Origin of the sequence: Lentibacter algarum (genome assembly GCF_018860975.1) — a bacterium.
Taxonomy (GTDB): domain Bacteria; phylum Pseudomonadota; class Alphaproteobacteria; order Rhodobacterales; family Rhodobacteraceae; genus Lentibacter; species Lentibacter algarum_A.
The window spans coordinates 150207-176122 of sequence record NZ_JAHKQI010000002.1; the positions used below are offsets into that span (position 1 = coordinate 150207).

The window sequence follows — 25916 nt, forward strand, 5'->3', positions numbered from 1 at the left end:
TCTCCATTCATTTGTGACCCGCGTTGTGCGGAATATAAAGGTTACGGATCACTCACCTGATCGGATCAAAAATGGTGCGCTTTTTTTTGGGAACAACCAAATCTCCTACGGCAAACGACGACAGCCATGCCGCTTTCGGTTCCGTTCTCATCATCTGACCGGACACCCTTGGCGGCCTGTGGTCATTTGGCTATTCGATCGGTCAAAAAAAGGCACCGTCCGGCGATCGACAGGTGCTTATACAGTCTCGCCCGAGTCCAGCCGACCCAGCCAATCCGTCGCGTCACTTAATACAGCTTTTCGTTGGCCCGCATCGCGCTTGTCCCAACCTCGGTAAATAACGGCCATTCTAGGGTTGTGTTGAAAGCGGTCCCGGTTGCGTTCGATGAAGTGCCAGTAGAGAAGATTGAAGGGGCAAGCCCGCGCGCCCGTCTTGGCTCTGACGTCGTAGTGGCAGCCGGTACAATAGTCTGACATCTTGGATATGTAGTTGCCTGATGAAACATATGGCTTGGATGCGACCACACCGCCGTCTGCGTACTGACTCATCCCAATGGTGTTGGGCGCTTCGACCCATTCGAACGCATCGACAAAAACGGAAAGATACCAATGGTGCACTGCCCCCGGGTCAAGGCCGGCAAGCAGGGCAAAGTTGCCCGTGATCATCAGTCTTTGGATGTGGTGGGCGTAGGCGTGATCTCGGGTCTGACCCACAACTTCGCTAACACACCGCATGTGCGTTTCGCCCCCCCAGAAAAGAGGAGGAAGCGAGCGACTGTGGTCCAAAGCATTTCGTGACGTGTAGTCCGGGCCTTCGAAGAAATAGATGCCCCGCACGTATTCGCGCCAGCCAATGATCTGCCTGATGAACCCTTCGACCGCATTGAGAGGCACCGTACCTGCACGCCAGGCCTCTTCAGCCCGTAGGCAAACTTCCATTGGCTGAAGAAGGCCAATGTTGAGATATGGCGAGATGACCGCATGCCAAAGCCAAGGTTCACCTGCGACCATGGCATCCTGATAATCACCAAATCGCGCAAGAGTATGGGTTATGAAGTGGTCCAGAACCTCAAGAGCCTGTTCCCGATCCGTTGCGAACTTGAAGGGGTGCAATTCCCCAAAGTGCTCCGCGAAACGATCTTCGACGAGGTCAAGCACGTCGCCGACAACAGTGTCGGGTTGGAAACCAGGCGGTTTCGGAGGGCGGGCGTCTTCTGGTACAGGCTTGCGGTTCTGGCTGTCATAGTTCCACTTTCCCCCCGCCGGTGCGTTTCCCTCCATCAGCAGACCTGTCTTGCGCCGGACCTGCCGATAGAACCACTCCATTCGAAGTTCCTTGCGGCCCTCCGCCCAGTTGGCGAACTCCTTGGGCGAGGTGACAAAGCGGTCATCCGGTAACTGGCGTACGAAAAGCGGCAGATCGTTCAGTGCCGCTATCAACCTCCATTCTCCGGGGGTCGTGGCAATAATTTCATCGGCCTCAAACTCTGAGGCATGGCGGACGATCTCACCCGGAATTGAACCCGTGTTGGCCTCATCATCGAGTTTGCTGTAAGCGACTGTCCAGCCATCTTCTCGAAGTGCCACTGCAAATTTGCGCATCGCAGCCAGAACAAGCGCGATCTTTTGGGGATGATGCGAGACGTAAGTTGCCTCTGCCATGACCTCGGCCATTATGACCACGTCCCGCTCTTTTTCAGCTGTTCGCAGGGAAGAGATGTCAGCACATAGTTGGTCACCAAGCACCAAAATGAGACGCGGTTTCACCATGGGACGGGTTTCCCCGCCCAATCGAAAAAGCCACCATTCTGGGCCGAAGTCAGTTGATCAAGAACCTCAACAAGGTTCGTGGCTGCCTCACTCGCTGCCACCTTTGGATGCCCGGGATAGGCTTTGGTGAACGATGTCTCCACCGTACCCGGATGCAATGACACAACAACGGCATCTTTCCGCTTTCTCGCGATCTCGATGGCAGCCGTGCGCACAATCTGATTGGCCGCAGCCTTGGCCGCGCGATAGCTATACCAGCCCCCCAGGTGGTTATCGCCGATCGACCCGACCCGGGCAGTGAGAACACCCACCACGCAACGCGAACCATGCGGCAAAAGCCGTGGCAGGTTTTTCAGCACCAACGCCGGGCCAATGGCATTCACCGCCATGACCCGTGCCATGTTTTCTGCGTCAACCTCGGCGAGAGACTTCTCGGGGCGTGCGCCCTCAGGGGCCAGAATGCCACTGGCTACCAAAACCGTTTCGAAGGGCCCACGGAGCTTGTTCATGGCATCCTCAACACTCGTGGGGTCGTTCATATCGAACCCGTCTGCGGTGCGCGAAAGCCGCGTCACTTCAGTGCCTTTTGTTGCAAGAACCGTGCATAGCGCCGTGCCGATCCCTCCGGAGGCCCCTATGACAAGTGCGCGGCGCGTCATCCTGCTTTTACCTTTCGCGACCTGCGACAGCGCTCGGAACAGTATCGCACATTGCTCCAGGATCTGGACCATTTTCGACGCCACGAGAACGGGCGGCAACACACCGGGCATGTTTTCGATGGCATCTGGCTTTTTCGCACGGTCCTTAACCTCCCGAGACCTGAATCCGCATGGTGATCAGGTCCGCATTCTCGATCATGTTTCTGATACGGTCCAGGCTCAGATTCAGATCACAAACGAATTCCAATCTGGGCTTTTTTGAACCATCCACGGTTGGCCTTCGTATTTGGAAATGAAAGCAATAGGCCGCGTAGAGATGAACGAATCAACACCGATAATCATCTGGTTTCGAAGAGATTTCAGGCTGGCTGATCACCCGGCGCTTGCTGAAGCAAGCAGAAGCGGGCGCCCCATTGTTCCAGTGGTCTTGCTGGACGAGGTTGTCGAAACCTTCGGTTCCGCCCCCAGATGGCGCCTGTCGCAAGCGATTGAACAATTCGAAGCTCGCCTGAAGCAAGTTGGATCCCGGCTGATCTTGCGTCGTGGCACCGCCGCAGACGAACTGCTCGCTCTGGCGCGTGAAACCGGAGCGGGGGACATCTGGTGGAGCCGGGCTTATGATCCCGAAGCAATCGCGCGTGACATCAAAGTCAAATCGGGTCTGAAAGACGCGGGTTTTGGGGCGAAAAGCTGGCCCGGCCACCTTCTGTTCGAACCCTGGGCAGTGAAGACCAAGCAGGGCGGTTTCTTCAAGATCTACAGCCCGATGTGGCGTGCCGTTAAAGATCTGGACGTCGCGCCGCCTGACCCTGCGCCACTGCGGCTTTTGGCACCTGAGAAGTGGCCGGACACTGATCGGCTTTCGGACTGGGCGCTCGACAAGAGTATGGATCGGGGGGCACAGGTCTTGGCCCGACATGCAAATGTTGGCGAACCCGCAGCCCATGAGCGCCTTGCTAATTTCCTGTGCGGGTCAATCGGTGACTACAAGGAGCGTCGCGACTACCTGGCGCAAAACGCGACCTCCCGCCTGTCTGAGAATTTGGCCTGGGGTGAGATCGGTCCGCGTACGGTCTGGCATGCTGGACTGCGTGCGCATCTGGAAGGTCAAAGAGGGGCAGAGCACTTCCTGAAAGAACTGGTATGGCGCGAATTTTCTTACCATCTGGTTTTCCACACCCCCGAGATCACTCGTAAGAACTGGAGATCGGAATGGGACGCCTTCCCTTGGTCGGATCATGAGGACGAAGCAGTCTTGCGATGGAAGCAGGGGCGGACGGGTGTTCCCCTCGTTGATGCTGCCATGCGGGAGATGTATGTCACCGGCCACATGCATAATCGGGGCCGCATGATTGTTGGGTCCTTTCTTACCAAACACATGCTCAAGCATTGGCGAATTGGACAGAAGTGGTTCGAAGAGTGCCTGATTGATTGGGACCCTGCAGCGAACGCTATGGGATGGCAATGGGTTGCGGGGAGCGGACCGGATGCTGCGCCCTATTTCCGCGTTTTCAACCCCGAAACACAGGCGCAAAAGTTCGATGCCGAGCAGAAGTACATTCAAAGATATGTGGCCGAGTGCGCACCGGACCCCGGCCCAGCGGCTCTGGCGTTTTTCGACGCCTGCCCGCGCGCTTGGGGGCTTTCGCCGGATGATGCTTATCCGACCCCGATTGTCGGGCTTGCTGAAGGGCGCAAAAGGGCTCTCGCAGCCTACGAGGCCCATTGATGGTGGCGGTAGGCCAAGCGTCCAATTCGGTTTTCCGGTGAGAAACAGAGAGAGTATAATGAAGAAATCAAGCGAAGGCGTCGTAGTCTTGCAGACAACATCGCACGGCAGCGTCGCAGATGGCGCGCACATTATCTACGAAGACGGGTCCTGCCCACTCTGGTTTGAGAGCATATCGAGAGGATTGGCTGTATGTTAAAACTAGAAACAAACTGGCAGTTTGTCGCTGATGCAGTCATGGGCGGAGTCTCACGCGGTCGAATTGCCAATCAGGTTGTGGATGGACGCAGCGCGACACGACTGACCGGGATGGTCTCGCTGGAAAACAACGGCGGCTTCATTCAGATGGCATCGGACCTGAAGCGGGACGGTTCAGGTTTGGATGCCAGCAACTGGGCCGGCATCGAGATTGATGTCTGCGGCAATGATGAGATTTATGATCTTCGCATTAGAACAGATGATCTGGACCGGCCATGGCAATCCTTTCGCGCGCCATTCCATGCATCGGCGCAATGGACAACTGTGCGATTGCCCTTTCCGGACTTTGAACCTCACAAGACGGACAACGTTCTTGATCCTGCCAAGTTGCGTCGCATCGGCATCGTTGCAGTTGGCCGCGTTTTTCAAGCGGACGTCGCTGTTTCGGATGCCAGGCTATTTTGAACAACAATCGGCTTCTGTTTTAGGGTGTTCTCATTTGATCTCTGGATTGCGAAACCATGAACGCTTTTGAGGCACTGGACCAAGCCGCTCGCGTGGCACTGGCGCGTTTGGCCAATGTAAGGTGTGACGCTTCTGCAGCCACGCGCCTTTATCGATGTTCAGCCGGTTTCAACAGTCGTTCGATTTCTGACAATCGAACGATCACGTCCTCACGATAGGTGTCCGTCCGCTCGTCAGCTTCGACGTTATGTGCGTCTTGCATCGAATTGACGACCAATCCAACTACGAGGTTTACCACAACAAAAGTCGTGATCAGAATGAAGGGCACGAAGAAGAGCCAGGCGTGGGGAAAGACATCCATGACCGGGCGTGCGATTCCCATGGACCAACTTTCCAGGGTCATGATCTGGAACAGAGAATAGGCCGAACCACCCAATGTCCCAAACCATTCTGGGAAAGCTGACCCAAACAGTTTGGTCGCGATGACCGAGCCGATGTAGAATACAAACCCCATTAAAAGAAAAACGGAACCCATCCCGGGTAAGGCGTTGATTAATCCTTCCACAACCCGACGCAAGGTTGGCGCGGCCGAGACAACACGAAAGAGTCTGAGAACCCTAAGTGCACGTAGAACCGATAGGCCCTGTGTGACGGGAACAAGTGCAACCGCAACGATCAGAAAGTCGAAGTTGTTCCATCCGCTGCGGAAAAATTGCCATCGGTTAACGTAAATCTTCGTGGCGAGTTCGACGACAAAAATGGCAAGGCATATCGCGTCCAGCGTCAGGATGATCGACCCGAATTTCGACATCGCTTCCTGCGAGGTTTCTACGCCCAGAACGATCGCGTTGAATAAGATCACAGCCAGGATGAAGTGCCGGAAAACCCGGTGTTCGATCAGATTCCGAAGGGGTTCACGGGCTCGCACTTTAGTCTTCTCCTTTGCCCCTGTTTTCCTGGCGCTCTTCTCTGCACCGCGCCAATGCGCGGCCGGTTCAATTGGACTGCTCGTCAGAGCTGAGAGGGCTGGCCGAGGACGACCCTTCCCTGATTCAGTCGGCTGGTACCGCTGAGGTGGCGGGCTTGGCGGCAGCCGTGCGCAACACAGCAAACCCCAGCAGGCCAGACAGCACAGAGCCGGTAACAACACCAAGCCGCACCGCATTCAAAGTGTCATCGCTGCTAAATGCGAGAGAGCCGATGAACAGGCTCATAGTGAAGCCAACGCCGGTCAAGCAGGCCACACCGTAGATATGGCGCCAGGTCACCCCTTCTGGTAGCTTGGCAAGCCCGCTTTTCACACCAACCCAGGTGACAATCAGAACGCCCGCCTGCTTGCCGAAAAACAGGCCCGCAATGATACCGAGAGTCAAAGGTTGCGTGAAATCGTCAACGGTTAGCCCGACAAGGCTGACCCCGGCATTGGCGAAGGCAAAGATCGGCAGGATCAAGAAGGCCACCCAAGGGTGCAGGCCATGTTCGATCCGGTGCAGCAGCGCCTTGTCCCCATTGTTTTCTTTCAATGGGATGGTCAGGGCGATCAGCACACCAGCCAGTGTCGCATGCACACCTGATTTGAGCACAAACACCCACATGAACACGCCGACGATCAGGTAGGGTGCAATCCGCTGCACACCCATGCGGTTCAGTGTCACCGCAAGCGCAAAGCCCAACATCGACAGCGTCAGCGCGTTGGTGGATAGATCAGACGTGTAAAACACCGCGATGATCACGATTGCGCCAAGGTCGTCGATGATCGCAACTGCCAAAAGGAAAACCTTGAGCGCCACCGGGACCCGGGAGCCAAGAAGCGCGAGAATGCCCAGCGCGAATGCAATATCGGTGGCGGTCGGAATGGCCCAGCCCCGCAGGTTTTCAGGGGTGCCCCAATTGAGCGCGGTAAAAACCACTCCGGGCACAATCATCCCGCCGATGGCGGCCAGAACAGGTAGCGCCGCCTTGTCGAAACTGGACAACTCGCCGGTCAGAACTTCGCGTTTGATCTCCAGCCCCACCAGGAAAAAGAAAATCGCCATCAGGCCATCGTTGATCCAAAGAAGTGCCGGTTTCGAGATTTCAAATGCGCCGACGCCCATCCGGACATTGGTGTTCAGAAAACCATCGTAAAGCGGCGCCAAAACGCTGTTTGCAGCCACCATGGCCATAAGGGCGACCCCCATCAACACCAGCCCAGCACTGGCTTCGAGTTTCATGAAGGTTTGAATGCGCGACAAGGTCTTTTCCACGGATGGCTCCCATGCAGATACGGTGGTTTAATCTGATATTGGTTGTCCGCAACATATTTCAAATATATGCTTCTTATAATTAATATAGTTTGAGGCTATGAAATGCGGCCGACCTTGCGCCAGTTGGAATACATTGTTGCGGTAGCTGAAACCGGGCGGATCGGTTTGGCTGCTGCGCAGCTTAACGTCAGTCAGCCAAGCCTGTCGGCCCAACTAACCGCGATCGAGGACGACCTGGGTGTATCCTTGTTCCAGCGCGGGCGGTCCGGTGCCAAACCAACACCCATCGGCGACGAGATCGTTCGACGTGCCCGGCAAATCCTGCACGAGTTACAAGACCTGCGCGCCACAGCGCAGGGAGATGGCATTTTCCAGGGGCGGCTGCGCCTGGGCGTATTGCCATCAATCGGGCCCTACCTTCTGCCCGGGGTCGTCAGGCGTTTGCACAGAGAACACCCCGGTTTGCGTCTGGTGGTCCGCGAAGAAAGCACCCGCGACCTTGATGAAGGGCTGCGTAGCGGCCGGCTCGACATGATCATTTCCACCCCCGAAGACCACCCAGGGGCCCTGCACACGCACCTCTTTACGGAACGGTTTTGGATTGCCATGGCCTTGGATCATCCGCTTGTAAACAACACAGAGCCGGTGGATCTTGGGGCCCTGAAGGGGCAAACTTTCCTGACGCTGGGCCCGAAGTATCGGCTGTCACATATCGTCGCGAGTCTCGCCGCCCGGGCTGGTGGACGTGTGTCTGACGAATATGAAGGGACAAGCCTTGATGCGATCCGCCTGATGGCGGCGGGCGGCGCTGGAATCGCAGTCCTTCCCAGCATCTACGCCGCGACTGAGGCCCGCCGCGGCACGGATGTCAGCTTGCGTGCGCTGAAAGATGCAGCTGCAATCCGTGAAATTGCGCTTGTCCAGCCGCTGTTGCCAGAACCCAGGTCTGGCAGTGATCTGCTGGTCGAGATTCTTTGCAGCGAAGCGAACATTATAAATGATTGATGCCAAAACCCGCAGTTTTGGGTTTCCATCCGAGAGATTGGCCCGGATCAAACGTGGGGGTGTAAGTGAGCCCTTAGATTATTCGAACTGCTTGCGTAGTCCCTTAATCATCTGGGTCGTTGCCCGATCAAAATCCAAAAAAATGTGATCCGCATCTCACAGACCTCCGTAAAGAGAGTATGTTGACACAAACTCTTGATAACCCGCGCAACGCTCGTCATGCTCCTATGGCCCGCCGTTACGAAAGAACGCCTGTGTCGCAAACCGAAACCGAAACCGAATTATCGGAGCAAACTCACTGGATGATTGCCGTTCGCGATAACCGTGACCGCAATGCGTTTGCGGCGCTGTTCGATCATTTTGCTCCACGGCTCAAAGGATTCATCATCCGCTCGGGGGCGTCGGCGCATCAGGCGGAAGAAATCGTTCAGGACGTGATGCTGACGATCTGGCGCAAGGCGGCGATGTTTGATCCGCACCGCGCCCAAGTGTCGGCCTGGATTTATCAAATTGCTCGCAACCGCCAGATCGACATCGCGCGCAAAGAAAACCGCCCCATGCCGGAAGAGCTGAAAGAAGAACCGGGCATGGAACCCGATGCCAGCCAAATCCTTGCCATCGAACAGGAGGCCGGACAGTTGAAGCAAGCCCTTGCCACGCTTAAACCCGAGCAGCGCGAGATAGTTGAAAAGGCCTATCTGGGCGAGTTGACCCATCAGGAGATCAGCGCCCAGACCGGCCTGCCACTTGGAACCATTAAATCACGTATCCGGCTCGGCCTGGAACGTCTGAGACACGAGTTGAAGGACCTCAAGCAATGAGTGCCATAACCCACCATATCCCTGATGCCATGCTGGCCGCCTATGCGGCGGGAAATCTCCCGCACGCCTTCGCCGTCGCCGTGGCCAGCCATGTGTCGCTTTGCGCTGAGTGCCGTGTGGCCCTAGAAGCGCATCAAGCGGTTGGCGGAGCCGTTCTGGAAGACACCGGTGCCGTTGCGGTTTCATCGTCTCTCAAGGACAATATTCTGGCCCAACTCGATGCGCCATTCACGCCGGAACCGGTTTATGAGCGCAACGGGATTTTCCCCGGGCCGGTTATGGAGGCGATGAACGGCCGTGCACCACGTTGGAAAAAGCTGGGCATGGGCGTGCGACAGGACATCCTGTCAGCGGATGCCAATGGTTCGGTGCGCCTGCTTTACATTCCGCCGCGACAGGCGGTTCCGGATCACAGTCATAACGGATTGGAGCTGACCCTCGTTCTGCAGGGCAGTTTTAGCGACGAGACAGGGCGGTTCGGGGTTGGTGATCTGGAGATCGCTGATGAGAATTTGGAGCATACCCCGGTTGCCGATCCTGGTGAGGCCTGCATTTGTCTGGCGGCTACGGACGCGCGGTTGAGGTTTCGCGCACTTGTGCCCAGGCTGCTACAGCCCTTGTTTCGAATTTAGAGATACCCCTCAAAGAATGAACGTCATGGAACCACCAGTTTTCTGGTGGTTTCTTTTTGTTTTCGACGAATTACAGCACGGAGCCGTGGGGATGTGATCCGCTGAGGGCGCAGCGGGGCATGCCTTTGGCCAAATTCATTTTAGGAGCCGATCGGCCAAAGCCCCCAAGCATGTAAAACATACGCTAGATTGTCGGCAGGTCGGACAGGTGCGTGCAAACTGCTACCCCGGTGACATTTACTGCAGACCAAGGCAACGTCAGGCGCAGCTGAAATGGGCGCACGACCCCTTCATCTGAGCCGGTTTTGGGTTACTTTCTTCGGTAAACGACAATGTCAGGCAGGTAGTCCAAGCTGCGGATCAGCCATGAGAACGGAGCGGGGAAATCAGTGCGAAAACGCCGTTTTCCCATCGCTCGGAGCACCTTTTGCGCGGCATCTTCGGGTGTCATCAACATTGGCATGCGAAAACTGTTTTTCTGGGTCAGGCGGGTCTTGATAAAACCTGGATTTACCAGCCGGACCACGACGCCCGTACCATTGAGATCAAACCGCATGGTTTCCGCCAGGCTGACCAACGCAGCCTTGCTGGCCCCATAACCGATCGCGGCGGGCAGGCCATGGTATCCGGCCAATGACCCGACCAGTGTGATATCGCCGTGTCCCTGTTCGACAAATTGCGGCACAACCTCGCCCAGAACGCGGAGCGCTCCGGTGAAATTGACATCCGCCATGGCGAGAACAGTGTCGCTATCCCAATCGGTCGCGCGCATCGGTTCGTAGGATCCAACATTGTAGATCACACCGTGCAGGTCACCAATGGAGGCTGCGGCCCGACGCACTGCGTCAATGTCCGTGACATCCAGGGCGAGTACGCGCGCACCGGATATCTCGGTACTCAGAGAGTCAAGCCGATCCGCATTGCGCGCAGACAGGACCAAGCGAGCGCCTTTAGCATTCAATTGTTTTGCCAGGGCACGCCCCAAGCCTTCGCTAGCGCCAATCAGCCAGTAGGTTTTGCCGGAGAAGTCAGTCATTTGCCGGCCCCGCGAAGATTGTGGCTCTCGGTCATTGGGTGTTCTGGTGCGGGCTGTTTTTTCAAAAAGGGCGCGCGTTTCAGGTAGAGAATGGCGGCCTGCCAATGGATCAGGGCTAGCACCCGAACCGCCCCCAGCGGGCGGCGGACTGCGGCCCATAGCAGAGACGCATTGGTCGCAGGGCGACGTTTGCCCGACAACGTGGCCAGAACGCCCTGGTCTCCATTTTCAAATGCAATGCGGATGTCGACTTCTGTCTCGCTCACGCCGAAATTGAACCGGTAGTGACCCGCCACCTTTTGAAAGGGCGACACATGCATCAGTTTCTCGGCGATCAGCGTGTCTTTCCTTTTGATCGGGCTGAAATCATCATGCGCGCAGAAATAGCAATGACGCTGGCCGAAGGTGCTGTTGACCTCGGCGACAAAGGCCCGTGGCGTGCCGTCCACCAATGCGATCCAGAAGCTGACCGGATTAAAATGGAACCACAGGAAACTGGGTTGGGTTAGCAGCAAAAGCTGGGCGCCTTCTGTTTCAAACCCTCGGGTTTGCAGAACCTCCTTAAACCACGCCACGCCATGGCCTTCACCCCGGATGCCACCGTGGCGATGGTCCCAAAGGGACCAAAGGTTGAAGCGGTTGCGCGACATCACCCAAGGTGTCGAACCCCCCAGGTCGCTCAGCACGTAGTCCACACCGTAACTGAACGCATTTTTCAGCGCGCCGCGCCGGGCGTGGTGGGTTTGGGCCTGTATATGTTCCAACATCATACAAATATTACGCGCGCGCGAGTGCCTTGGATCACTTCGCGCAGAAATTTTTCAAACAAATAAATGATCCGAACCTTCGGGCCCTGCGTAAACCTCTCATAACAGTTGCAAGACGAGGACTGCATGTTCGATCAAACTCAAGGCCCACGCAAAAAGATCGCCATTGTCGGAGGCGGCATCTCGGGACTTTCGGCAGCCTATTATCTGTCGCCCTATCACGATGTCACTCTATTCGAGGCCGCCCCCAGGTTGGGCGGGCATGCGCGCACGGTTATGGCAGGGAAAAACGGGGACCAACCCGTCGATACCGGCTTCATTGTGTTCAATTACGTGACCTATCCCTACCTGACTCGGTTGTTTCGTGACCTCGACGTGCCCGTCATCAAAAGCGAGATGAGCTTTGGTGCCAGCATCAACGATGGCTGGTTGGAATATGGCCTGTCCGGCATGGGTGCGATTACCGCTCAAAAACGCAATCTTCTGCGCCCGCAGTTTTACAAGATGATCGCCGACATCATCCGTTACGGCAAGCACGCCGAAGCCGCCGCAAAAGATGACAACAAAACCATTGGCGAACTGGTCGACGAACTTGGTCTGGGCGACTGGTTTCGCAACAACTACCTGATGCCGATGTGCGGCGCGATCTGGTCAACACCGGTGGATGACGTGGACCAGTTCCCGGCGAAATCTCTGGTGCAGTTCTTTCGCAACCATGCGCTTCTGGCAGGGGCGGGCCAGCATCAATGGTGGACGGTCAAGGGCGGCAGCATCGAATATGTTCGCCGACTTGAAGCCGCATTGATCGCGCGCGGCTGTTCCATTCACACCAACACGCCGGTCCATCGTGCACAGCGTGATGCATTTGAGGTTCGAATTGACGCGGGCGATGGCCTGTCCGTGGAGTTTGATGAGATGATCCTGGCCTGCCATTCGGATCAGGCGCTTCGCATTCTGGGCGAGGACGCCAGCGATGCCGAAAGCAATGCTCTTGGCAGTATCCGTTACCAGCCAAACACCGCCGTTTTGCATTCCGATCCGGGTCAGATGCCCAAGCGGCGCGCCTGTTGGTCAAGCTGGGCCTACCGTTCGCAGGGTGGAGATATCGGGGTCACTTACTGGATGAACAAGCTTCAAAATATCCCGGAAGATGATCCGCTGTTTGTCACCCTGAACCCGTCAACCGAAATTCCGCAGGAAGCGGTGTATGACAAGGTTGAGTTCGCCCACCCGGTGTTCGATCAGGCTGCGCTGCGGGCACAGCAGGACATCCGCCAGATGCAGGGCCGCAATCGGACGTGGTTTGCCGGCGCCTGGAACCGTCACGGATTTCACGAAGATGGCATCGCGAGTGCCGTGCGCATCGTGCGTGCACTTAACGAACGTCACCAAGCTAAAGGAATTGACCATGCGCTTCACCAACAAAGCCCTGAAATCGAACTTCCTGTCGACCTGCGAGCGTCTGCGTGACGGGCAGTTGACCCTGCGCACGCCCGAGGGTGAACGCTATCATTTTGGTCATTCCGGCCCCGAGGCGGAAATGGTCATTCGCGATTGGGGGGCCGTGTCTGCCTTGGCGGCGCATGGACAGGTGGGCCTGGGCGAAACCTATGTTCAGGGCCTGTGGGACACGCCGTCGGTTGAAGGGCTGATGTCGGTCGCGATGAACAATCGCGATCATCTGGGCGCTTACGATCAGGCCAGCCCGTTCAACAAGGCCAAGTTTCGGCTGGTTGATACTGTCATGCGGGCCAATTCGCGCCGTGGATCACGCAAAAATATCCGCTCGCACTATGATGTCGGCAATGAGTTTTACGGGCTTTGGCTGGACGAAGGGATGACCTATTCGTCGGGGCTGTTCGAACAGGCCGACGATGATCTGACGCGCGCGCAATCGCGCAAGAATGAACGCGTGTTGTCGCGACTGGGTCACGGAGAGCGTACGCTTGAAATCGGCTGTGGCTGGGGCGGGTTTGCCGAACACGCGAGCTCCGAAGGCCGCGACGTGACCGGCGTGACTATCTCGCGCAATCAACACAGCTATGCTGAATGCCGCCTTGATGGGCGCGCTGACATTCAATTGTGCGATTACCGCGACATCAACGGGCAATATGACAACATCGTATCGATCGAAATGATCGAGGCGGTGGGCGCCCGTTACTGGCCAAGCTATTTCGCGACACTCAAGCGAAACCTGGCTGAAGGAGGGCGTGTTCTGTTGCAGGCGATCACCGTCAAGGACAACTTTTTCGACACCTATAAGAGCTCATCCGATTACATCCGCCAATATGTCTTTCCCGGCGGCATGCTGTTGTCGGACAGCGTGATCGAACATCAGGCCAAAGGGGCCGGGTTTGAGGTCCGCGACAATTTCGCTTTCGGTCAGGATTACGCCCGAACCTGCCGGATCTGGGCGGAACGTCTGAGCGCTCAAAAACGTCGGATTTCCGAGATGGGATATAGCGACGGCTTCTTCCGCAACTGGCAATACTACCTCGAGATTTGCGCCGCCTCCTTTGCCGTCGGCCACACCAATGTTGTGCAGGTTGAGCTGGCTCATGCGTAGACTTTTGCTGATAGCCGCTACACTTCTTGTTCCGTTAAGCGCGCAGGCCTCAACCGTCAAATCCGCCCTGCCCGGTGCCGAGTTGCGTGGTGTTGCGACCTTTCGATATGTCGGCTTTCCTCTCTATGAAGCACGGCTTTTCACCCAATCCGGCGCACCACTGGACTGGAACAAGGATTTCGGGCTCGAACTGAAATACATGCGCAAGCTGACCGGATATGACCTTGTCGAGGGGACAATGCGCGAACTCAACCGGACCGGGCCTGCCTTGCCGGTGCGGGATCAACTGCAGATATGCTTCCGGGATGTCCGCAAGGGCGACCGCTATGTCGCCGTATCCAAGGGGCAAAACCAGATCGGGTTCTGGCTTAACGGGACCCGCGTCTGCACCCTGCGCCACCCGCAGATCAAAACCCGCTTCATGGCGATTTTCCTGGGCGACAACTCGCGCTCGAAATACTTCACCCGGGAGCTGAAGGGCCAGTGATGCTTTACCCGCGCGTCAGCCTCTATGCGCTGATGCTGGCTGCGGCTGGCATCCCGCTCTATATCCACCTGCCGCGCTTTGCCTCGGTAGAGCTTGGGATCGGGCTGGGCACCATTGGGACCATCCTTTTGGTCATCCGACTGATAGATCTTGTTCAGGACCCGCTGATCGGCTGGGCGATTGACCGCTGGCCGCGCGCGCAAGCATTGTTTGCCACCACTGCCGCCGTGGGTCTGGCTATCGGATTCCCCATGCTGTTTTCGCCACGATCGGGGCCAAACGTCATCCCGCAACTCGTGGCGATCCTGGTGTTGCTGTTCTCGGCCTACAGCCTAGGCATGATCCTGCTCTACGGGCGTAGCGCGACACTTGCGAAGGAACCAACGCCCAAGGCGTTGATGACGCTCGCCGCCTTTCGCGAAGGCGGCATGCTTGCCGGCGTGATCATAGCCGCGATTGCGCCTGCCGTTTTCATCGCCTTGGGATACGGGGCGCAGGGCTATCCTGCCTTTGGTCAGTTTCTGGGTGTGATTGCTTTGATTGCAGCCGCGATCACCCTGCCAATCTGGCGGCGCACCCCTATCCAAGGGGATGGCTTTTCGCTTGCGGGCCTCAGTCAGGCCGGGGCGCTGCGGCTTTTGGCGCTTGCGCTGGTCAACAGCCTGCCTGTTGCCATCACATCCACGCTCTTTTTGTTCTTTGTCGAGGACCGCCTGCAATTGCCGGGCAAAGCCGGACCTTTGTTGATCCTGTTCTTCCTCAGCGCCGGTCTCAGCGTTCCGCTCTGGGCGCGCATGAGCCAACGGCTGGGCGCGAAAACCACCCTGGTGATGGCCATGCCACTGGCCATTCTGGGTTTTGTCGGCGCGGCATTCCTGGCGCCCGGCAACTTGGTGGGATTTGCTTTGGTTTGTGTGGCCTCCGGGGCCGCACTGGGGGCCGATATGGTGATCCTCCCGGCCATGTTTTCCGTGGCGCTGACCAAGGCGGGCCTGAAGGCGTCACTGGCGTTTGGTATCTGGTCCTTCGCCGGCAAGCTTGGCCTTGCACTGGCCGCATTTGCCGTCCTGCCCATGCTAGAGCGTAGTGGCTTTACTCCGGGTGCATCCAACAGTGCCACGGCATTGCACACGCTCAACATCACTTACGCCGTTATTCCCTGCATCCTGAAACTTGGCGCGCTGGCTCTTGTGCTTGCGCTCCCCAGAGAGGACCAACCGATATGAAACTCCTTACTGCCCTGCTTGTTGTGGTCCTTCTGATCGCGCTCGCCAAATCCATGTTTCTTAGCTTTCGCGCGCAGAACCCATCGGACTATGCCGACAGCGGCCCTGCCTTTTCGCCCAAAACGCATTTGTCGGGCGAGATCCTGTCCGAGGGTTTGATCTATGGACCAACCGGCAAGATGACCAACAGCTTCGTTGCCAGAATGGTCGGCGAATGGGACGGTGACACCGGCACGCTGAGTGAAGAGTTCACCTATTCCAACGGCAAGCAACATAGCCGCAAATGGTATCTTAAACTCGGCGAAGGTAACAGCTTTACCGCCACCGCCGAGGATATCGTCGGTGAGGCGCGTGGCACCGTGTCCGGATCAACCATCAAAATGGAATACCAAATCGTACTGCCAGAGGACGCCGGCGGTCACACCCTGACCGCGATCGATTGGCTTTATCTGACCGAAAACGGTGTCATCATGAACAAATCCGAGATGCGCAAGTTTGGCGTCAAAGTGGCCGAGCTGATTGCAACAATGCGCCCCAACCCCGATGCACAGTAATAATGGACGTGTGTTTGTGAACGAAAAGGATCTGTCGTGATGCCCCGAAAAATACCTGGTCTTGCGATTGCGGTTATGCTGGCGACCATCGCGTTTGCCCTTTCGCCGCTTTTGACAAGCGAATTCGCCGGTTACCGGCCCGAGCAGTTTCCCGTGGTTCTGGAATTCTGGCCGGTGCAGCCAGCGGGCTGGGCCTTTGGCATCTGGGGCGTGATTTACATCTGGTTAATCCTCGGGTCGATCTGGGGGTTACTGAATGCGCCGCACGACCTGCATTGGCAGAAAATGCGTGCACCTTTGTTGGTGAGTCTTGGCCTCGGCATATTCTGGATTGCCACCGCCAATGCCGCGCCAATTCTGGCGACGATCATGATCGTTGCTATGGCGGGTTTTGCGATAGCGGCGATGCTGCGCGCGGGAAACGACGCGCCAGCCTGGCAGGCCCGACCAGTTGCGCTTTATGCTGGCTGGTTGACGGCGGCGACGGGGGTCGGAACGGGCGTGGTTCTTGGTGGATATGGCGTGCTGACCGCGCAGGTTGCTGCACTGGCCATGCTGGCTGCGGTTTTGGTTGTCGCAGTTATAGTTCAGTCCTTCCGACCGGCAGAATGGGCCTATCCGCTGGCGGTTATGTGGGCTCTGATCGGGGTCATTGCCGCCAATGCACCTTCTGAAAACTGGTCTGTGAGTGCGCTGTCTGCGGTCGGGATCGTCACGCTGGCCGTTAGGGTCCTTCTGAGCAGTCAGTCAGGTCGAGCTTGGCGCATGTGACAACGACACATCTTCCGCAACCCAATTGCAAAAAGCTTCGCGAAAAATCCAGCTTTGTACTCATGAGACCCCAATGAAAAAGACACTTGCCCTTCTGGCCGTTTCAACCCTGGTTGCCTGCTCCGGAACCCCGGATGTTGAGGACAGAACCCTTTCTAACCAATCGTTCAATCTTGAGGAATTTTTTGAGGGCAAGACCGTAGCCCATGGTCAGTTTCAGGACGTTTTCGGCAATGTTCAACGTCGGTTCGATGTTCAGATTACCGGAACATGGGATGGCCGCTTTCTGAAACTGGTGGAAAATTTCAGCTATGACGACGGCGATACCGAACAGCGCATCTGGACACTTGAAAAGACCGGTGAGGATACCTGGAAAGGCACGGCGCCCGGTGTTTTGGGCACAGCCAAAGGCCGCGAAAACGGCGACACGTTCAACTGGGTCTATCGCATCGACTTGCCGGTCCGAAAAGGAACGATGCGCGTCGATTTCGATGATTGGATGTGGCTGCTGACAAAAGACCGGGTGCTGAACCGGGCCTATGTTTCCCGATTTGGCGTTCGCGTCGGCGAAGCGATAATCGTGTTCGAAAAGAAGTGAATGACGAATGTCGAAAAAGTGGCCAAAACAACTGCAGCTATCTAAAACCGATTGTTGCAGTATCGGGCGGAGCTGACCGTCAGCACAAGTGCACGCCGAAATTTGACGATGACGCCGCAATGATCGCTGCATATCGGGTACATGCCCCGAACGATAGTATTGTACGGTTGAGACGCCGCACGGAGCTCACTTTCCAAGCCGAGTGAGCTGAAGTGAATTGCAAACCAGCCATTCGAGAGCATGCGGCGAACGTAAGAAACGTCCGCGATCTGTGTGTTTGACGTCTGATTTTCGCGGTGGCTTGCGTGAATGACCGTTCCTTCCGCGGCAAAGCAGCAATTCTTGGGCACCGAGCTTACAGTTCGCAGATCAATCGGACATCCAGGTTATCAAACTCAAAGCCCACTTCTTTGGACAGAGACTGTAAGGCGCTACGTAAACCGTAAACAAGCGTGTCGCCCATTGTTTGTAGCTCTGACTGCTTATTCGCACAAACGGCCGGACCAACAATAGCGGTTTCATGCACCATCAGGACATAACGTCGGATCACTCGCGAGGTGATCAATGAGCCGACGCACGCGTGTCGTAAGATGCCGGTTTTGGGGAAAGAGCGCGGCCACAACATAGGGTGAGACGCGGTGCTCGGCGAATAGTTCGACCAGCTTGCCGGATTTCAAGGCATCTGCAACTGTGTAGGCTGGGCATCGCGCGATTGCGGCGCCCGCTGCGGCGATGCGGGCTGATCCTGCCGGCGCGCTCATGCGAAAGCGTCCGGTCACCTGCACCGCTTCTTCTTGGCCTTCGATACGAAATCTCCAAACGGTCGGCTCTGTCATATTGCCATCAAGAATACACTCGTGGGTGGCTAATGTGCGTGGGTGAGCGGGCGTCCCCGCACGTTCCAGATAGGCAGGAGATGCACAAACGACCAAGGGCATGCGACCAAGCTGGCGCATTTTGAGTGAGCTATCGCGCATGGGGCCAATTCGGATGGCAAGGTCAATCCCCTCGTCGACGATGGAGACCCTTCGGTCCGAGAACTGTAGATCAAGTTCGACATTCGGGTGTTTCGCGGCAAAGCGCGCGAGAGATGGTGCAAGACGCAAAGTGCCAAAGCCGGTAGGCGCCGAGATGTGGATCACGCCGCGCAGCGAGGCCTGTTCATTTTTGACGCGTTCTTCAAGCTCATCAAACCCGTCAAGAAGCGGCTCGCACAGCGCCAGATATGTCGCGCCTGCATCAGTCAAAGCCACGCTGCGCGTCGTGCGGTTAAGCAGTTGCACACCGAGCGCGTTCTCCAAATCTGCTACGTATTTGCTGACCAAACGCGCCGATCGCCCCATCCGCTGTGCTGCGACGGTGAATGAGGCGTTCTTTGCAACCAGCGCAAATGCGCGCATGCGATCAATCTTGTCCATCTTATTGCGCCCTTTCAGGGCTTAAACTTACACTAAAACCGGCAATTATCGCAATGCAATGTAGCAGGTATGTCAGTTCAAGACGCTCAAAATGACTGGAGACACCGATGCCAAACGCCGTTCGCATTCACCATTTCGCCAAATCAGGGCACGCGCATCGTGCCTTGGTGTTCGCCAAACTCGCAGGAATTGCACATGAGGCCGTGCCCGTTGATCTGGCCGCTGGCGCGCATAAGTCGCCCGAATTTCTGGCCATGAACCCCAATGGCCAGGTCCCGGTTCTGGAAGACGGCGATGCGATTGTGCCGGATTCGAACGCGATCCTTGTCTACCTTGCCCGGACCTATGCGCCCGACTGGATACCCGACACGCCCGTGGCTGAGGCCGAGGTCCAGCGCTGGCTCACGCTCGCTGCCGGTGAAATTGCCTTTGGGTCCTGCGCTGCGCGTTTGATCACTGTGTTTGGCGCGCCTTTGGACGCAGATTTCGCGGCCGCAACCGCCGAGAAAGCGATGCAGAAACTGGAACACGGGCTTGAAGGGCGCGAGTGGCTTGTCGGGGATCGCCCGACGATCGCGGATGTGGCGACGTATTCGTACACGGCACATGCGCCCGAGGGGAACGTGTCGCTGGATCCCTATCCCAACGTGCGTGCGTGGCTTGCCCGTTTTGAAGCCTTGCCCGGGTTTGAGGCGATGCCTGCAACTGCAGTCGGTCTGTTGGCCGAATAAGGAGACTTGTGATGAGCAAGGAAGCACCCCGCCATCCATTACCGCCTTTCACCAAGGAAACGGCCACCGAAAAGGTGCGCCTTGCTGAAGATGGGTGGAACAGCCGTGACGCGGCCAAGGTCGCGCTCGCCTATACGCCGGACAGCAAGTGGCGTAATCGGGCCGAGTTTCCCGAAGGTCGTGCCCAGATCGAAGAATTCCTGACACGCAAATGGGCCAAAGAATTGGACTATCGCCTGATCAAGGAGTTGTGGGTTCATGATGGGAGCCGCATCGCGGTGCGATACGCCTATGAATACCATGATGACAGCGGGAATTGGTTTCGCGCCTATGGCAACGAAAACTGGGAGTTCGACGAGAACGGCTATATGGAACGTCGGTTCGCCAGCATCAACGAACACCCGATCGCAGAAGCGGATCGCAAGTTCCGCTGGCCGCTGGGGCGGCGACCAGACGATCACTCCAGCCTGAGTGATTTGGGACTCTAAGCCGTCATTCGGGAGCATCGAAATGCCCTCGAATGAAACCTCCAAAGGCAATGGCGGAAGGATCCGACAATGACGCAAATACATCGGTCACATAAGGGGGAGTTGCTGCTGCAAGAACGGCGTAACACACCCAAAGAGCTTCGGGCCGCCATTCCACAGGCCATCGACAGACACATGCCCCAACAGCATGCGGAGTTCTTTGCGGGCCTGCCCTACCTGCCCCTGGCAACGCTCGACCAACGGGGGCGTCCTTGGGTCAGTCTTCTGGTCACTATATCGGATGACAATCCATCCTTCGGGATCACGGTATCGGGGGACAACACAACGGATGTCATAGCCCAGGCCAACCCCTTTGACCCATTCGCGCGGGCCTTGCAGCAAGCACCGATATCTGGCGGTGAAAAGCGTCTGTTTGCGGGCGTCGGCATAGATTTCACCAACCGTCGGCGCAACAAGATCGCCGGAGCAATCAGCCGTGCCTTTGTTGGCGCTGCGGGGAAGATACGGCTTCAGCTACTCTCCGATCAACATCTTGGGAACTGCCCGAAATACATTACCGTCCGCAGTTTAGCGCCCACACGGCGCAAGGCCGAGGTGGCACTTGACAGCTTTGACAGTATCACCTCTGCCTTGCCCGAAGCTGCCAAAGCCGTGATTGACCGCGCAAGCACCGTCTTTCTGGCGACAAAACACATAGCAAAGGACGATGTTGCGAGCGCACAGACCGATATGGGTATGAACCATCGCGGTGGTGCGCCGGGCTTTGTCCGCATGTACGAAGAAACGGCGGATGACGAGGTCACGACCTACTTGGTTTTGCCTGACCATTCCGGCAATCGCTTTTATCAGTCTTTGGGCAATATCGAGACGGACCCACAGGTCGGACTCCTGTTTCCGGATTTCGCCACGGGCGATGTGTTGTACGTCACGGGTGAGGCTGAAAACCTGTTAGACGATGACGCAGAAGCCCTGATGCCGCGGGTGAGCTTGGTGACGCGTATCAAGGTAACTGGGGCGGTTCTGGTCAATGAGGGGCTTGACCTGACACTCACGTCCGAGGAGCAGCTCTCGCCCTATAATCCGCCGGTGAAGCTCTTGCGGCAAGAACTGGAGCAGTTGGGGCATGCCCCGTTGATCCACGAGAAGACGGCGATCTCGGCCACGCTTGTTTCAACACAAACCCTGTCTGACACTATCATGACATTCAACTTCCGGCTCTCATCGCCGATCGCTGCGCCCTTGCCCGGTGGATTTGGCGTCTTTGATTTCTCGGGTCTTCTGGATCGAGGCTACAGCCACATGAACGAAGCCACCCCGCAGCTGGTGAACGAAGATTTCGTCCGAACATGGACACTTTCCAGCGCACCGCAATTTGACCGGAATGCCAATGAGTTCCGCCCAACCGACCATGTCAGCGTTACCGTTAAATGCAAACCGGGTGGATTGCTGTCAAATGTGCTGCACGACAATGCCCACACACTCATCGCGAACACTCTGCCGGTCGCCTTCAAGGGAACCGGTGCCGGGTTCACCTGTTTCGCGAAAGGTCCCAACGGGACGGCCCCAACTGTCCCGCCAAAGATGCTTTGGATCGCTGGCGGTGTTGGCATTACGCCATTCATGTCGATGTGGGACGGGATCGTGCAGATCGCAAAGACAAATCCGGATCTGGTTTCGACCGATATCGTGCTTCTGTTTGCCGGGCGTGATGACGATATCAGCGTCTTGAACCATTTTGGGTCGCAGCAAGGCTCGCTACCCGGTCACGTGAAGCTTCGCATCGCGGCCTTTCAAAGCGTAAGCAGGTCGCCTTCTGCTGCACGATCTGCTATGGATAGTCTGCATGAAATGGTTCCCAGCAACATACTGAAACTAGAAAAACGACGCATGGGGATTGAAGATATTCAATCCGTCACAGAGCTGAACGCGCGTGAAGTGTTCATGTGTGGACCTGACGGCTTGATGAATGGCACCGAAACAATGCTCACCGAATTGGGCGTCGAACAGTTTCGACGTCACCGCGAAACATTTATCTTCTGAGTCCGTCGTCCGGCCAGAAGTGGAAATTGGTACCGGCCGCAGCATCGGTGAGTATGGGCTCGAAGCAGCCAAGTGGCGGCGCGAAGTGTCGCTTGCCCCAGCCCCGCAGGATCAAATGCTGCGACCGACCCTTTCCTTCCGTTCATGGGTGCGCGTCAACGCTGCAGCGCAGCCCGTCGTTTCCGGCATTTTCTATGACAGCAAGGTTGGGCGCTGGTCGAAAAGTTGCAGTGCGTTGCAACCCTCCTTATTCCGGCCAAACCACACGAAAGCCCTGATGTGTGGTCGTGCTATCCGGCGAGGTGCCGGACCGAGCAGCGATCCTGTAGCGGTAGCAGTATGAAGAGTGACACAGGAACGACCCGCCTTTGGACAGTTTATAGCCCTTCATCGCGGCAAGCCGCTGGCGTACGTGTTTTTTCAACGATTTGATGCGATAGGCGTCGGCCGTCCATTCCCAGACATTGCCCACGACATTGTACAAGCCGTAGCCATTCGGCTCATAGTGTTTGGCCGGAGCAGTGGTCACGAAGCCGTCTTTGGCACTGTTGGATTTGGGAAATTCGCCCTGCCAGATATTGCAGGGTTGGAAATCGGCGTCATCGGGTTCGCGGTTACCCCAGGGAAAGCGCACATCGCCAAGGCCGCCACGGGCGGCATGTTCCCACTCTGCCTCGGTGGGCAGGCGGCCACCGGCCCATTTGGCGTAGGCCTGTGCATCGTTCCACGAGATATGAACGACGGGATGGTCAGGCCTCCACACAGTCTCCATAGTGCCCGGCCCGTTGATATCGCGCCAGTTGGCGCCATCCACGCGGCGCCACCATTCGACGTCCTTTACGCCAAATGTCGGACCAAGCCCTTCCGGAACCTGCATCCAGAAGACGAAGGACCAGCCAAACCTCTCGGCTTCGGTGACATAGCCGGTTTCGCTGATGAACCCGGCGAATTGCGCATTCGTGACCGTGGTCGCCCCGATGCGAAAGGGTTTCACGCGGGTGTTCCGGATCGGGTCTTCGCCGTCATCCGGGATCTCGGGGCGGCTGGTGCCAGTGAGCGACCCACCACCCGGAATGCGCAGGGCATCATCCGGTATGCGTTTCCCGCCGGTGGCGATGGGCGCGGCAAGTGGCGTATCGGCCCCCGCACTTCGTGAGGGGCTACAGCAGCTGCCTTTTTTCGTGTCTGGTTGCATGGGATGAACTTAGGTTTTTGATGAGCCATTTCCAAGCCGCTTGAACAGCAAACCGGTCAGACCCACGGTGAATAATATGCGAAACAGGTGATGGGTCGAGACAAGAACTGGACTGACCCCGAGGCTTAGCGCGATTAGGCTCATCTCGGTGACCCCACCGGGCGCAAAGCTGATCAGCAATGTCTGGAAAGACATTGAAATGAAATGCCCCAGCATCAATGCCAACCCCGACGCAATGGCGAGAGTCGCCATGACCGATACAAACCCAAGCGCGAGGGCGGACAACAAGCGTCGCGGGGTGGTCTTGGCAAACTGAGCGCCGAGGCTTGCGCCGACGATCAGCTGGGCCAGGTTGAGAAGTGCCGGAGGCCCGCCCAGATCGATGGCCCCCGAAGATTGCAGGATCGCTGTCAAAACCAATGGACCAAGCAACGGGGCCGCCGGCAATCGCGAGGCTTTGCCGATCCAAAGGCCAACGGGGGCTATCGTCGCCACCATCAGCCAATCCCGCCATTCGGATGGACCCTTTTCCAGTGTCTGGCTCGCGGCGCTGCCTACCACTTCTCCGGTCACCACCAGAAAAAGCAAGGGAACAATCAGGATCACCAGAACGATACGCACGAAATGCTGGATGCTCAGGGTTTCGACATCTCCGCCCGCTTTCGTCCCCATTTCTACCGCTTCGATCAGCCCGCCCGGCATGGCTGCGTAGAACGAGGTTGGCCGGTCATAGCCGCCCAGATAGTGAAAAATGATATAGTTCGACGCCTGCGCGAGAACGACAAAACCCATCATCGCGCACAGGGTGACGGCAAGGGTTGGCACCATGGACAACACTTCAGACGTGAAGGTCGTGCCAATCATCGTGCCGATCACGGCAATGAACACTTCTCGCAAGGTTTTGGGGAAGAAAACCGGACCGCCGGTGCGCGCGGCGAATGTCAGCGCAAGGACCGCCGTTGCCACCAGGCTTCCAAGAAGGAAGGGAATGGGCCACCCCATCGCAAGCGCTGCAAACGCCCCCGCCAAAGCTGATGCGAGGACCAGTGTCAATTGCAGGGCTTTGGATTTGAGGTCTGTCATGCGGATAGCCGTTCTGTTTGACAAAGCAACGCAGCGTTTCCGGTCAGTTCACCGACACCAGTTTTCCGGGATTCATGATGTTCAGCGGATCAATGGATTGCTTCAGCTGCGCCATGAACAGATACGCCTCACCGTGTTCTTCCATCATGTATTTCTTCTTGCCGGTTCCGACGCCGTGTTCGCCCGTCACCGTGCCCCCAAAGGACAGCGCCGTCCGGTTCACATCGGATGCCAGTTGCTTGGCACGGGCCATTTCGTCGGCATTGTCAGGGTCGATCAGGATCAAGAGGTGGTAGTTTCCGTCTCCAACATGTCCCACGATCGGGGCGATCAGGCCAGACTCGGCTATCAGCTCTTTTGTGCGCGCAATACAATCTGCCAGCGCTGAAATGGGCACGCAGCAATCCGTGACAACGCCTTCGCAGCCTTTGCGCAGCGACTTGCCCGCGTAATAGGCGTTGTGACGTGCTTGCCAAAGTCGCTCGCGATCTTCCAGTTTGGTCGCCCAGTCAAAGCCGGACACTCCGAATTCTTCCGCGACGCTTTCGAACAGGTCCACCTGTTCTTTGACACCCGCCTCGGACCCGTGAAACTCGAGGAATAGATGCGGTTTTTCGGGAAGGTTCAAGCCAGGGTTGAAGATGTTCATGCCCTTCATCTGCACTTCGTCCAAAAGCTCAATCCGGGCCATGGGTAGTCCCATTTGAATGGCCGTGATCACCGTGTTCACAGCATCATCGATGGTTTTGAAGGCGCAGGTGGCTGAAAGCTCGGTATCCGGCCGCCCGAACAGACGCAGGGTCAGTTCGGTGATGATGCCCAAGGTGCCCTCGGACCCCACGAACAGATGGGTCAGGTCGTACCCCGCCGAGGATTTCCGCGCGCGCGATCCCGTGTTGATCACTCTGCCATCCGGAAGGACAACCTCGAGCGCCAGAACGTTTTCACGCATGGTACCATAGCGCACGGTATTGGTCCCTGATGCGCGGGTCGAGGCCATGCCGCCCAGCGTGGCGTCCGCCCCCGGATCAACCGTGAACATCAAGCCCGTCGCGCGCAGGTCGTCGTTCAACTGCGTCCGCGTGACACCTGGTTGCACAACGGCGTCCAGATCGCTTTCGTGGATTTCCAGAACCTTGTTCATCCGACTTGTGTCCACACTGATCCCTCCATGGATCGGGATCACATGGCCTTCCAGAGATGTGCCGATACCAAAGGGCACAACGGGTATCTTGTGGGCTGAACAGATCTTCATAATCGCCGACACTTCTTCCGTGCTTTCAGGGAAGGCCACGGCATCTGGCAATGCTGGTTCCGAATAGGCTTCGTCGCGACCGTGGATTTCGCGCACGGATTGGCCCGTGGACAAACGGTCGCCCAAAAGGGCTTTCAACTCTGAAATAGCTAAAGAAATAGTGTCCTGCATCATGG

General features: G+C 57.0%; 26 protein-coding genes. 15 read left to right on the forward strand and 11 right to left on the reverse strand.

Annotation, left to right across the window (positions count from 1 at the left end; genetic code table 11):
* Positions 1-237: 237 nt before the first annotated feature.
* The 3 genes from KO498_RS01395 to KO498_RS01405 are packed head-to-tail and all read right to left on the reverse strand — an operon-like array spanning position 238 to position 2554.
* Positions 238-1770, reverse strand: a complete 1533-nt coding sequence (locus tag KO498_RS01395) for a cryptochrome/photolyase family protein (protein ID WP_215958083.1) — start codon at positions 1768-1770, stop codon at positions 238-240.
* Positions 1764-2429: an SDR family NAD(P)-dependent oxidoreductase gene (locus KO498_RS01400; protein WP_215958084.1), complete on the reverse strand. Its 666-nt coding sequence runs from the start codon at positions 2427-2429 to the stop codon at positions 1764-1766. Before KO498_RS01400 ends, KO498_RS01395 begins: the two co-directional genes overlap by 7 nt.
* On the reverse strand, positions 2426-2554 hold the full coding sequence (locus KO498_RS01405) for a DUF2256 domain-containing protein (protein ID WP_215958085.1): 129 nt from the start codon (positions 2552-2554) through the stop codon (positions 2426-2428). The genes KO498_RS01400 and KO498_RS01405 overlap by 4 nt, the downstream gene beginning before the upstream one ends.
* A gap of 191 nt (positions 2555-2745) precedes the next feature.
* Between KO498_RS01405 and KO498_RS01410 the strand changes: the two genes are divergently transcribed.
* Positions 2746-4158 (forward strand): cryptochrome/photolyase family protein, encoded by a 1413-nt coding sequence (locus KO498_RS01410; protein WP_215958321.1) that lies wholly within the window; start codon positions 2746-2748, stop codon positions 4156-4158.
* Between the two features lie 192 nt (positions 4159-4350).
* Entirely contained in the window at positions 4351-4821 is a 471-nt protein-coding gene (locus tag KO498_RS01415; protein ID WP_215958086.1) for a CIA30 family protein, read from the forward strand.
* A 148-nt stretch (positions 4822-4969) separates the two neighbouring features.
* Here KO498_RS01415 and KO498_RS01420 read toward each other — a convergent pair whose 3' ends face one another.
* Complete coding sequence (locus KO498_RS01420; protein ID WP_215958087.1) at positions 4970-5749, reverse strand: ion transporter; 780 nt, start codon at positions 5747-5749, stop codon at positions 4970-4972.
* 124 nt (positions 5750-5873) lie between these two features.
* A complete protein-coding gene (gene nhaA, locus KO498_RS01425) occupies positions 5874-7067 on the reverse strand; it encodes a Na+/H+ antiporter NhaA (RefSeq protein ID WP_354667603.1) in 1194 nt (397 codons plus the stop codon).
* A 102-nt stretch (positions 7068-7169) separates the two neighbouring features.
* Between nhaA and KO498_RS01430 the strand changes: the two genes are divergently transcribed.
* From KO498_RS01430 to KO498_RS01440, 3 genes are all read left to right on the forward strand, one after another.
* Positions 7170-8072, forward strand: a complete 903-nt coding sequence (locus KO498_RS01430; protein ID WP_215958088.1) for a hydrogen peroxide-inducible genes activator — start codon at positions 7170-7172, stop codon at positions 8070-8072.
* A 179-nt stretch (positions 8073-8251) separates the two neighbouring features.
* Positions 8252-8893 carry a sigma-70 family RNA polymerase sigma factor gene (locus KO498_RS01435; protein WP_215958323.1) on the forward strand — a complete coding sequence of 214 codons (642 nt, stop codon included), beginning with the start codon at positions 8252-8254 and terminating at the stop codon, positions 8891-8893.
* A complete protein-coding gene (locus KO498_RS01440; protein ID WP_215958089.1) occupies positions 8890-9525 on the forward strand; it encodes a ChrR family anti-sigma-E factor in 636 nt (211 codons plus the stop codon). Before KO498_RS01435 ends, KO498_RS01440 begins: the two co-directional genes overlap by 4 nt.
* A gap of 310 nt (positions 9526-9835) precedes the next feature.
* Here the strand turns inward: KO498_RS01440 and KO498_RS01445 are convergent, their stop codons facing one another.
* Complete coding sequence (locus KO498_RS01445; protein ID WP_215958090.1) at positions 9836-10561, reverse strand: SDR family NAD(P)-dependent oxidoreductase; 726 nt, start codon at positions 10559-10561, stop codon at positions 9836-9838.
* A complete protein-coding gene (locus KO498_RS01450; RefSeq protein ID WP_354667604.1) occupies positions 10558-11331 on the reverse strand; it encodes a DUF1365 domain-containing protein in 774 nt (257 codons plus the stop codon). The genes KO498_RS01445 and KO498_RS01450 overlap by 4 nt, the downstream gene beginning before the upstream one ends.
* Positions 11332-11454: 123 nt before the next feature.
* On the opposite strand from KO498_RS01450, the gene KO498_RS01455 reads away from it, so the two are divergent.
* The 7 genes from KO498_RS01455 to KO498_RS01485 all read left to right on the forward strand — a co-directional run bounded on the left by KO498_RS01455 (position 11455) and on the right by KO498_RS01485 (position 17530).
* Positions 11455-12798: an NAD(P)/FAD-dependent oxidoreductase gene (locus tag KO498_RS01455; protein WP_215958091.1), complete on the forward strand. Its 1344-nt coding sequence runs from the start codon at positions 11455-11457 to the stop codon at positions 12796-12798.
* Positions 12737-13894 carry an SAM-dependent methyltransferase gene (locus KO498_RS01460; protein ID WP_215958092.1) on the forward strand — a complete coding sequence of 386 codons (1158 nt, stop codon included), beginning with the start codon at positions 12737-12739 and terminating at the stop codon, positions 13892-13894. The genes KO498_RS01455 and KO498_RS01460 overlap by 62 nt, the downstream gene beginning before the upstream one ends.
* On the forward strand, positions 13887-14381 hold the full coding sequence (locus KO498_RS01465; protein WP_215958093.1) for a hypothetical protein: 495 nt from the start codon (positions 13887-13889) through the stop codon (positions 14379-14381). The genes KO498_RS01460 and KO498_RS01465 overlap by 8 nt, the downstream gene beginning before the upstream one ends.
* Positions 14381-15607, forward strand: a complete 1227-nt coding sequence (locus KO498_RS01470; RefSeq protein WP_215958094.1) for an MFS transporter — start codon at positions 14381-14383, stop codon at positions 15605-15607. The genes KO498_RS01465 and KO498_RS01470 overlap by 1 nt, the downstream gene beginning before the upstream one ends.
* Positions 15604-16161, forward strand: a complete 558-nt coding sequence (locus KO498_RS01475; RefSeq protein WP_215958095.1) for a DUF3833 domain-containing protein — start codon at positions 15604-15606, stop codon at positions 16159-16161. The genes KO498_RS01470 and KO498_RS01475 overlap by 4 nt, the downstream gene beginning before the upstream one ends.
* Before the next feature lie 39 nt (positions 16162-16200).
* On the forward strand, positions 16201-16932 hold the full coding sequence (locus KO498_RS01480) for a hypothetical protein (protein ID WP_215958096.1): 732 nt from the start codon (positions 16201-16203) through the stop codon (positions 16930-16932).
* A 73-nt stretch (positions 16933-17005) separates the two neighbouring features.
* The gene (locus tag KO498_RS01485; protein WP_215958097.1) at positions 17006-17530 is read left to right on the forward strand and encodes a DUF3833 domain-containing protein; all 525 of its coding nucleotides are present in this window, start codon (positions 17006-17008) and stop codon (positions 17528-17530) included.
* Between the two features lie 518 nt (positions 17531-18048).
* Here the strand turns inward: KO498_RS01485 and KO498_RS01490 are convergent.
* Positions 18049-18948 (reverse strand): LysR family transcriptional regulator, encoded by a 900-nt coding sequence (locus KO498_RS01490; RefSeq protein ID WP_215958098.1) that lies wholly within the window; start codon positions 18946-18948, stop codon positions 18049-18051.
* A gap of 107 nt (positions 18949-19055) precedes the next feature.
* On the opposite strand from KO498_RS01490, the gene KO498_RS01495 reads away from it, so the two are divergent.
* From KO498_RS01495 to KO498_RS01505, 3 genes are all read left to right on the forward strand, one after another.
* On the forward strand, positions 19056-19679 hold the full coding sequence (locus KO498_RS01495; protein ID WP_215958099.1) for a glutathione S-transferase family protein: 624 nt from the start codon (positions 19056-19058) through the stop codon (positions 19677-19679).
* A gap of 11 nt (positions 19680-19690) precedes the next feature.
* The gene (locus tag KO498_RS01500) at positions 19691-20167 is read left to right on the forward strand and encodes a DUF1348 family protein (RefSeq protein WP_215958100.1); all 477 of its coding nucleotides are present in this window, start codon (positions 19691-19693) and stop codon (positions 20165-20167) included.
* A gap of 69 nt (positions 20168-20236) precedes the next feature.
* Positions 20237-22207, forward strand: coding sequence for a pyridoxamine 5'-phosphate oxidase family protein (locus KO498_RS01505; protein WP_215958101.1), 1971 nt, complete (start codon positions 20237-20239; stop codon positions 22205-22207).
* Positions 22208-22454: 247 nt separating this feature from the next.
* On the opposite strand, the gene KO498_RS01510 is transcribed toward KO498_RS01505, so the two are convergent.
* The 3 genes from KO498_RS01510 to KO498_RS01520 are packed head-to-tail and all read right to left on the reverse strand — an operon-like array spanning position 22455 to position 25914.
* Positions 22455-23402, reverse strand: coding sequence for a formylglycine-generating enzyme family protein (locus KO498_RS01510; protein WP_215958102.1), 948 nt, complete (start codon positions 23400-23402; stop codon positions 22455-22457).
* A gap of 9 nt (positions 23403-23411) precedes the next feature.
* Positions 23412-24485 carry an AbrB family transcriptional regulator gene (locus KO498_RS01515; protein WP_215958103.1) on the reverse strand — a complete coding sequence of 358 codons (1074 nt, stop codon included), beginning with the start codon at positions 24483-24485 and terminating at the stop codon, positions 23412-23414.
* 43 nt (positions 24486-24528) lie between these two features.
* A complete protein-coding gene (locus KO498_RS01520; RefSeq protein WP_215958104.1) occupies positions 24529-25914 on the reverse strand; it encodes an FAD-binding oxidoreductase in 1386 nt (461 codons plus the stop codon).
* Positions 25915-25916: the final 2 nt, after the last annotated feature.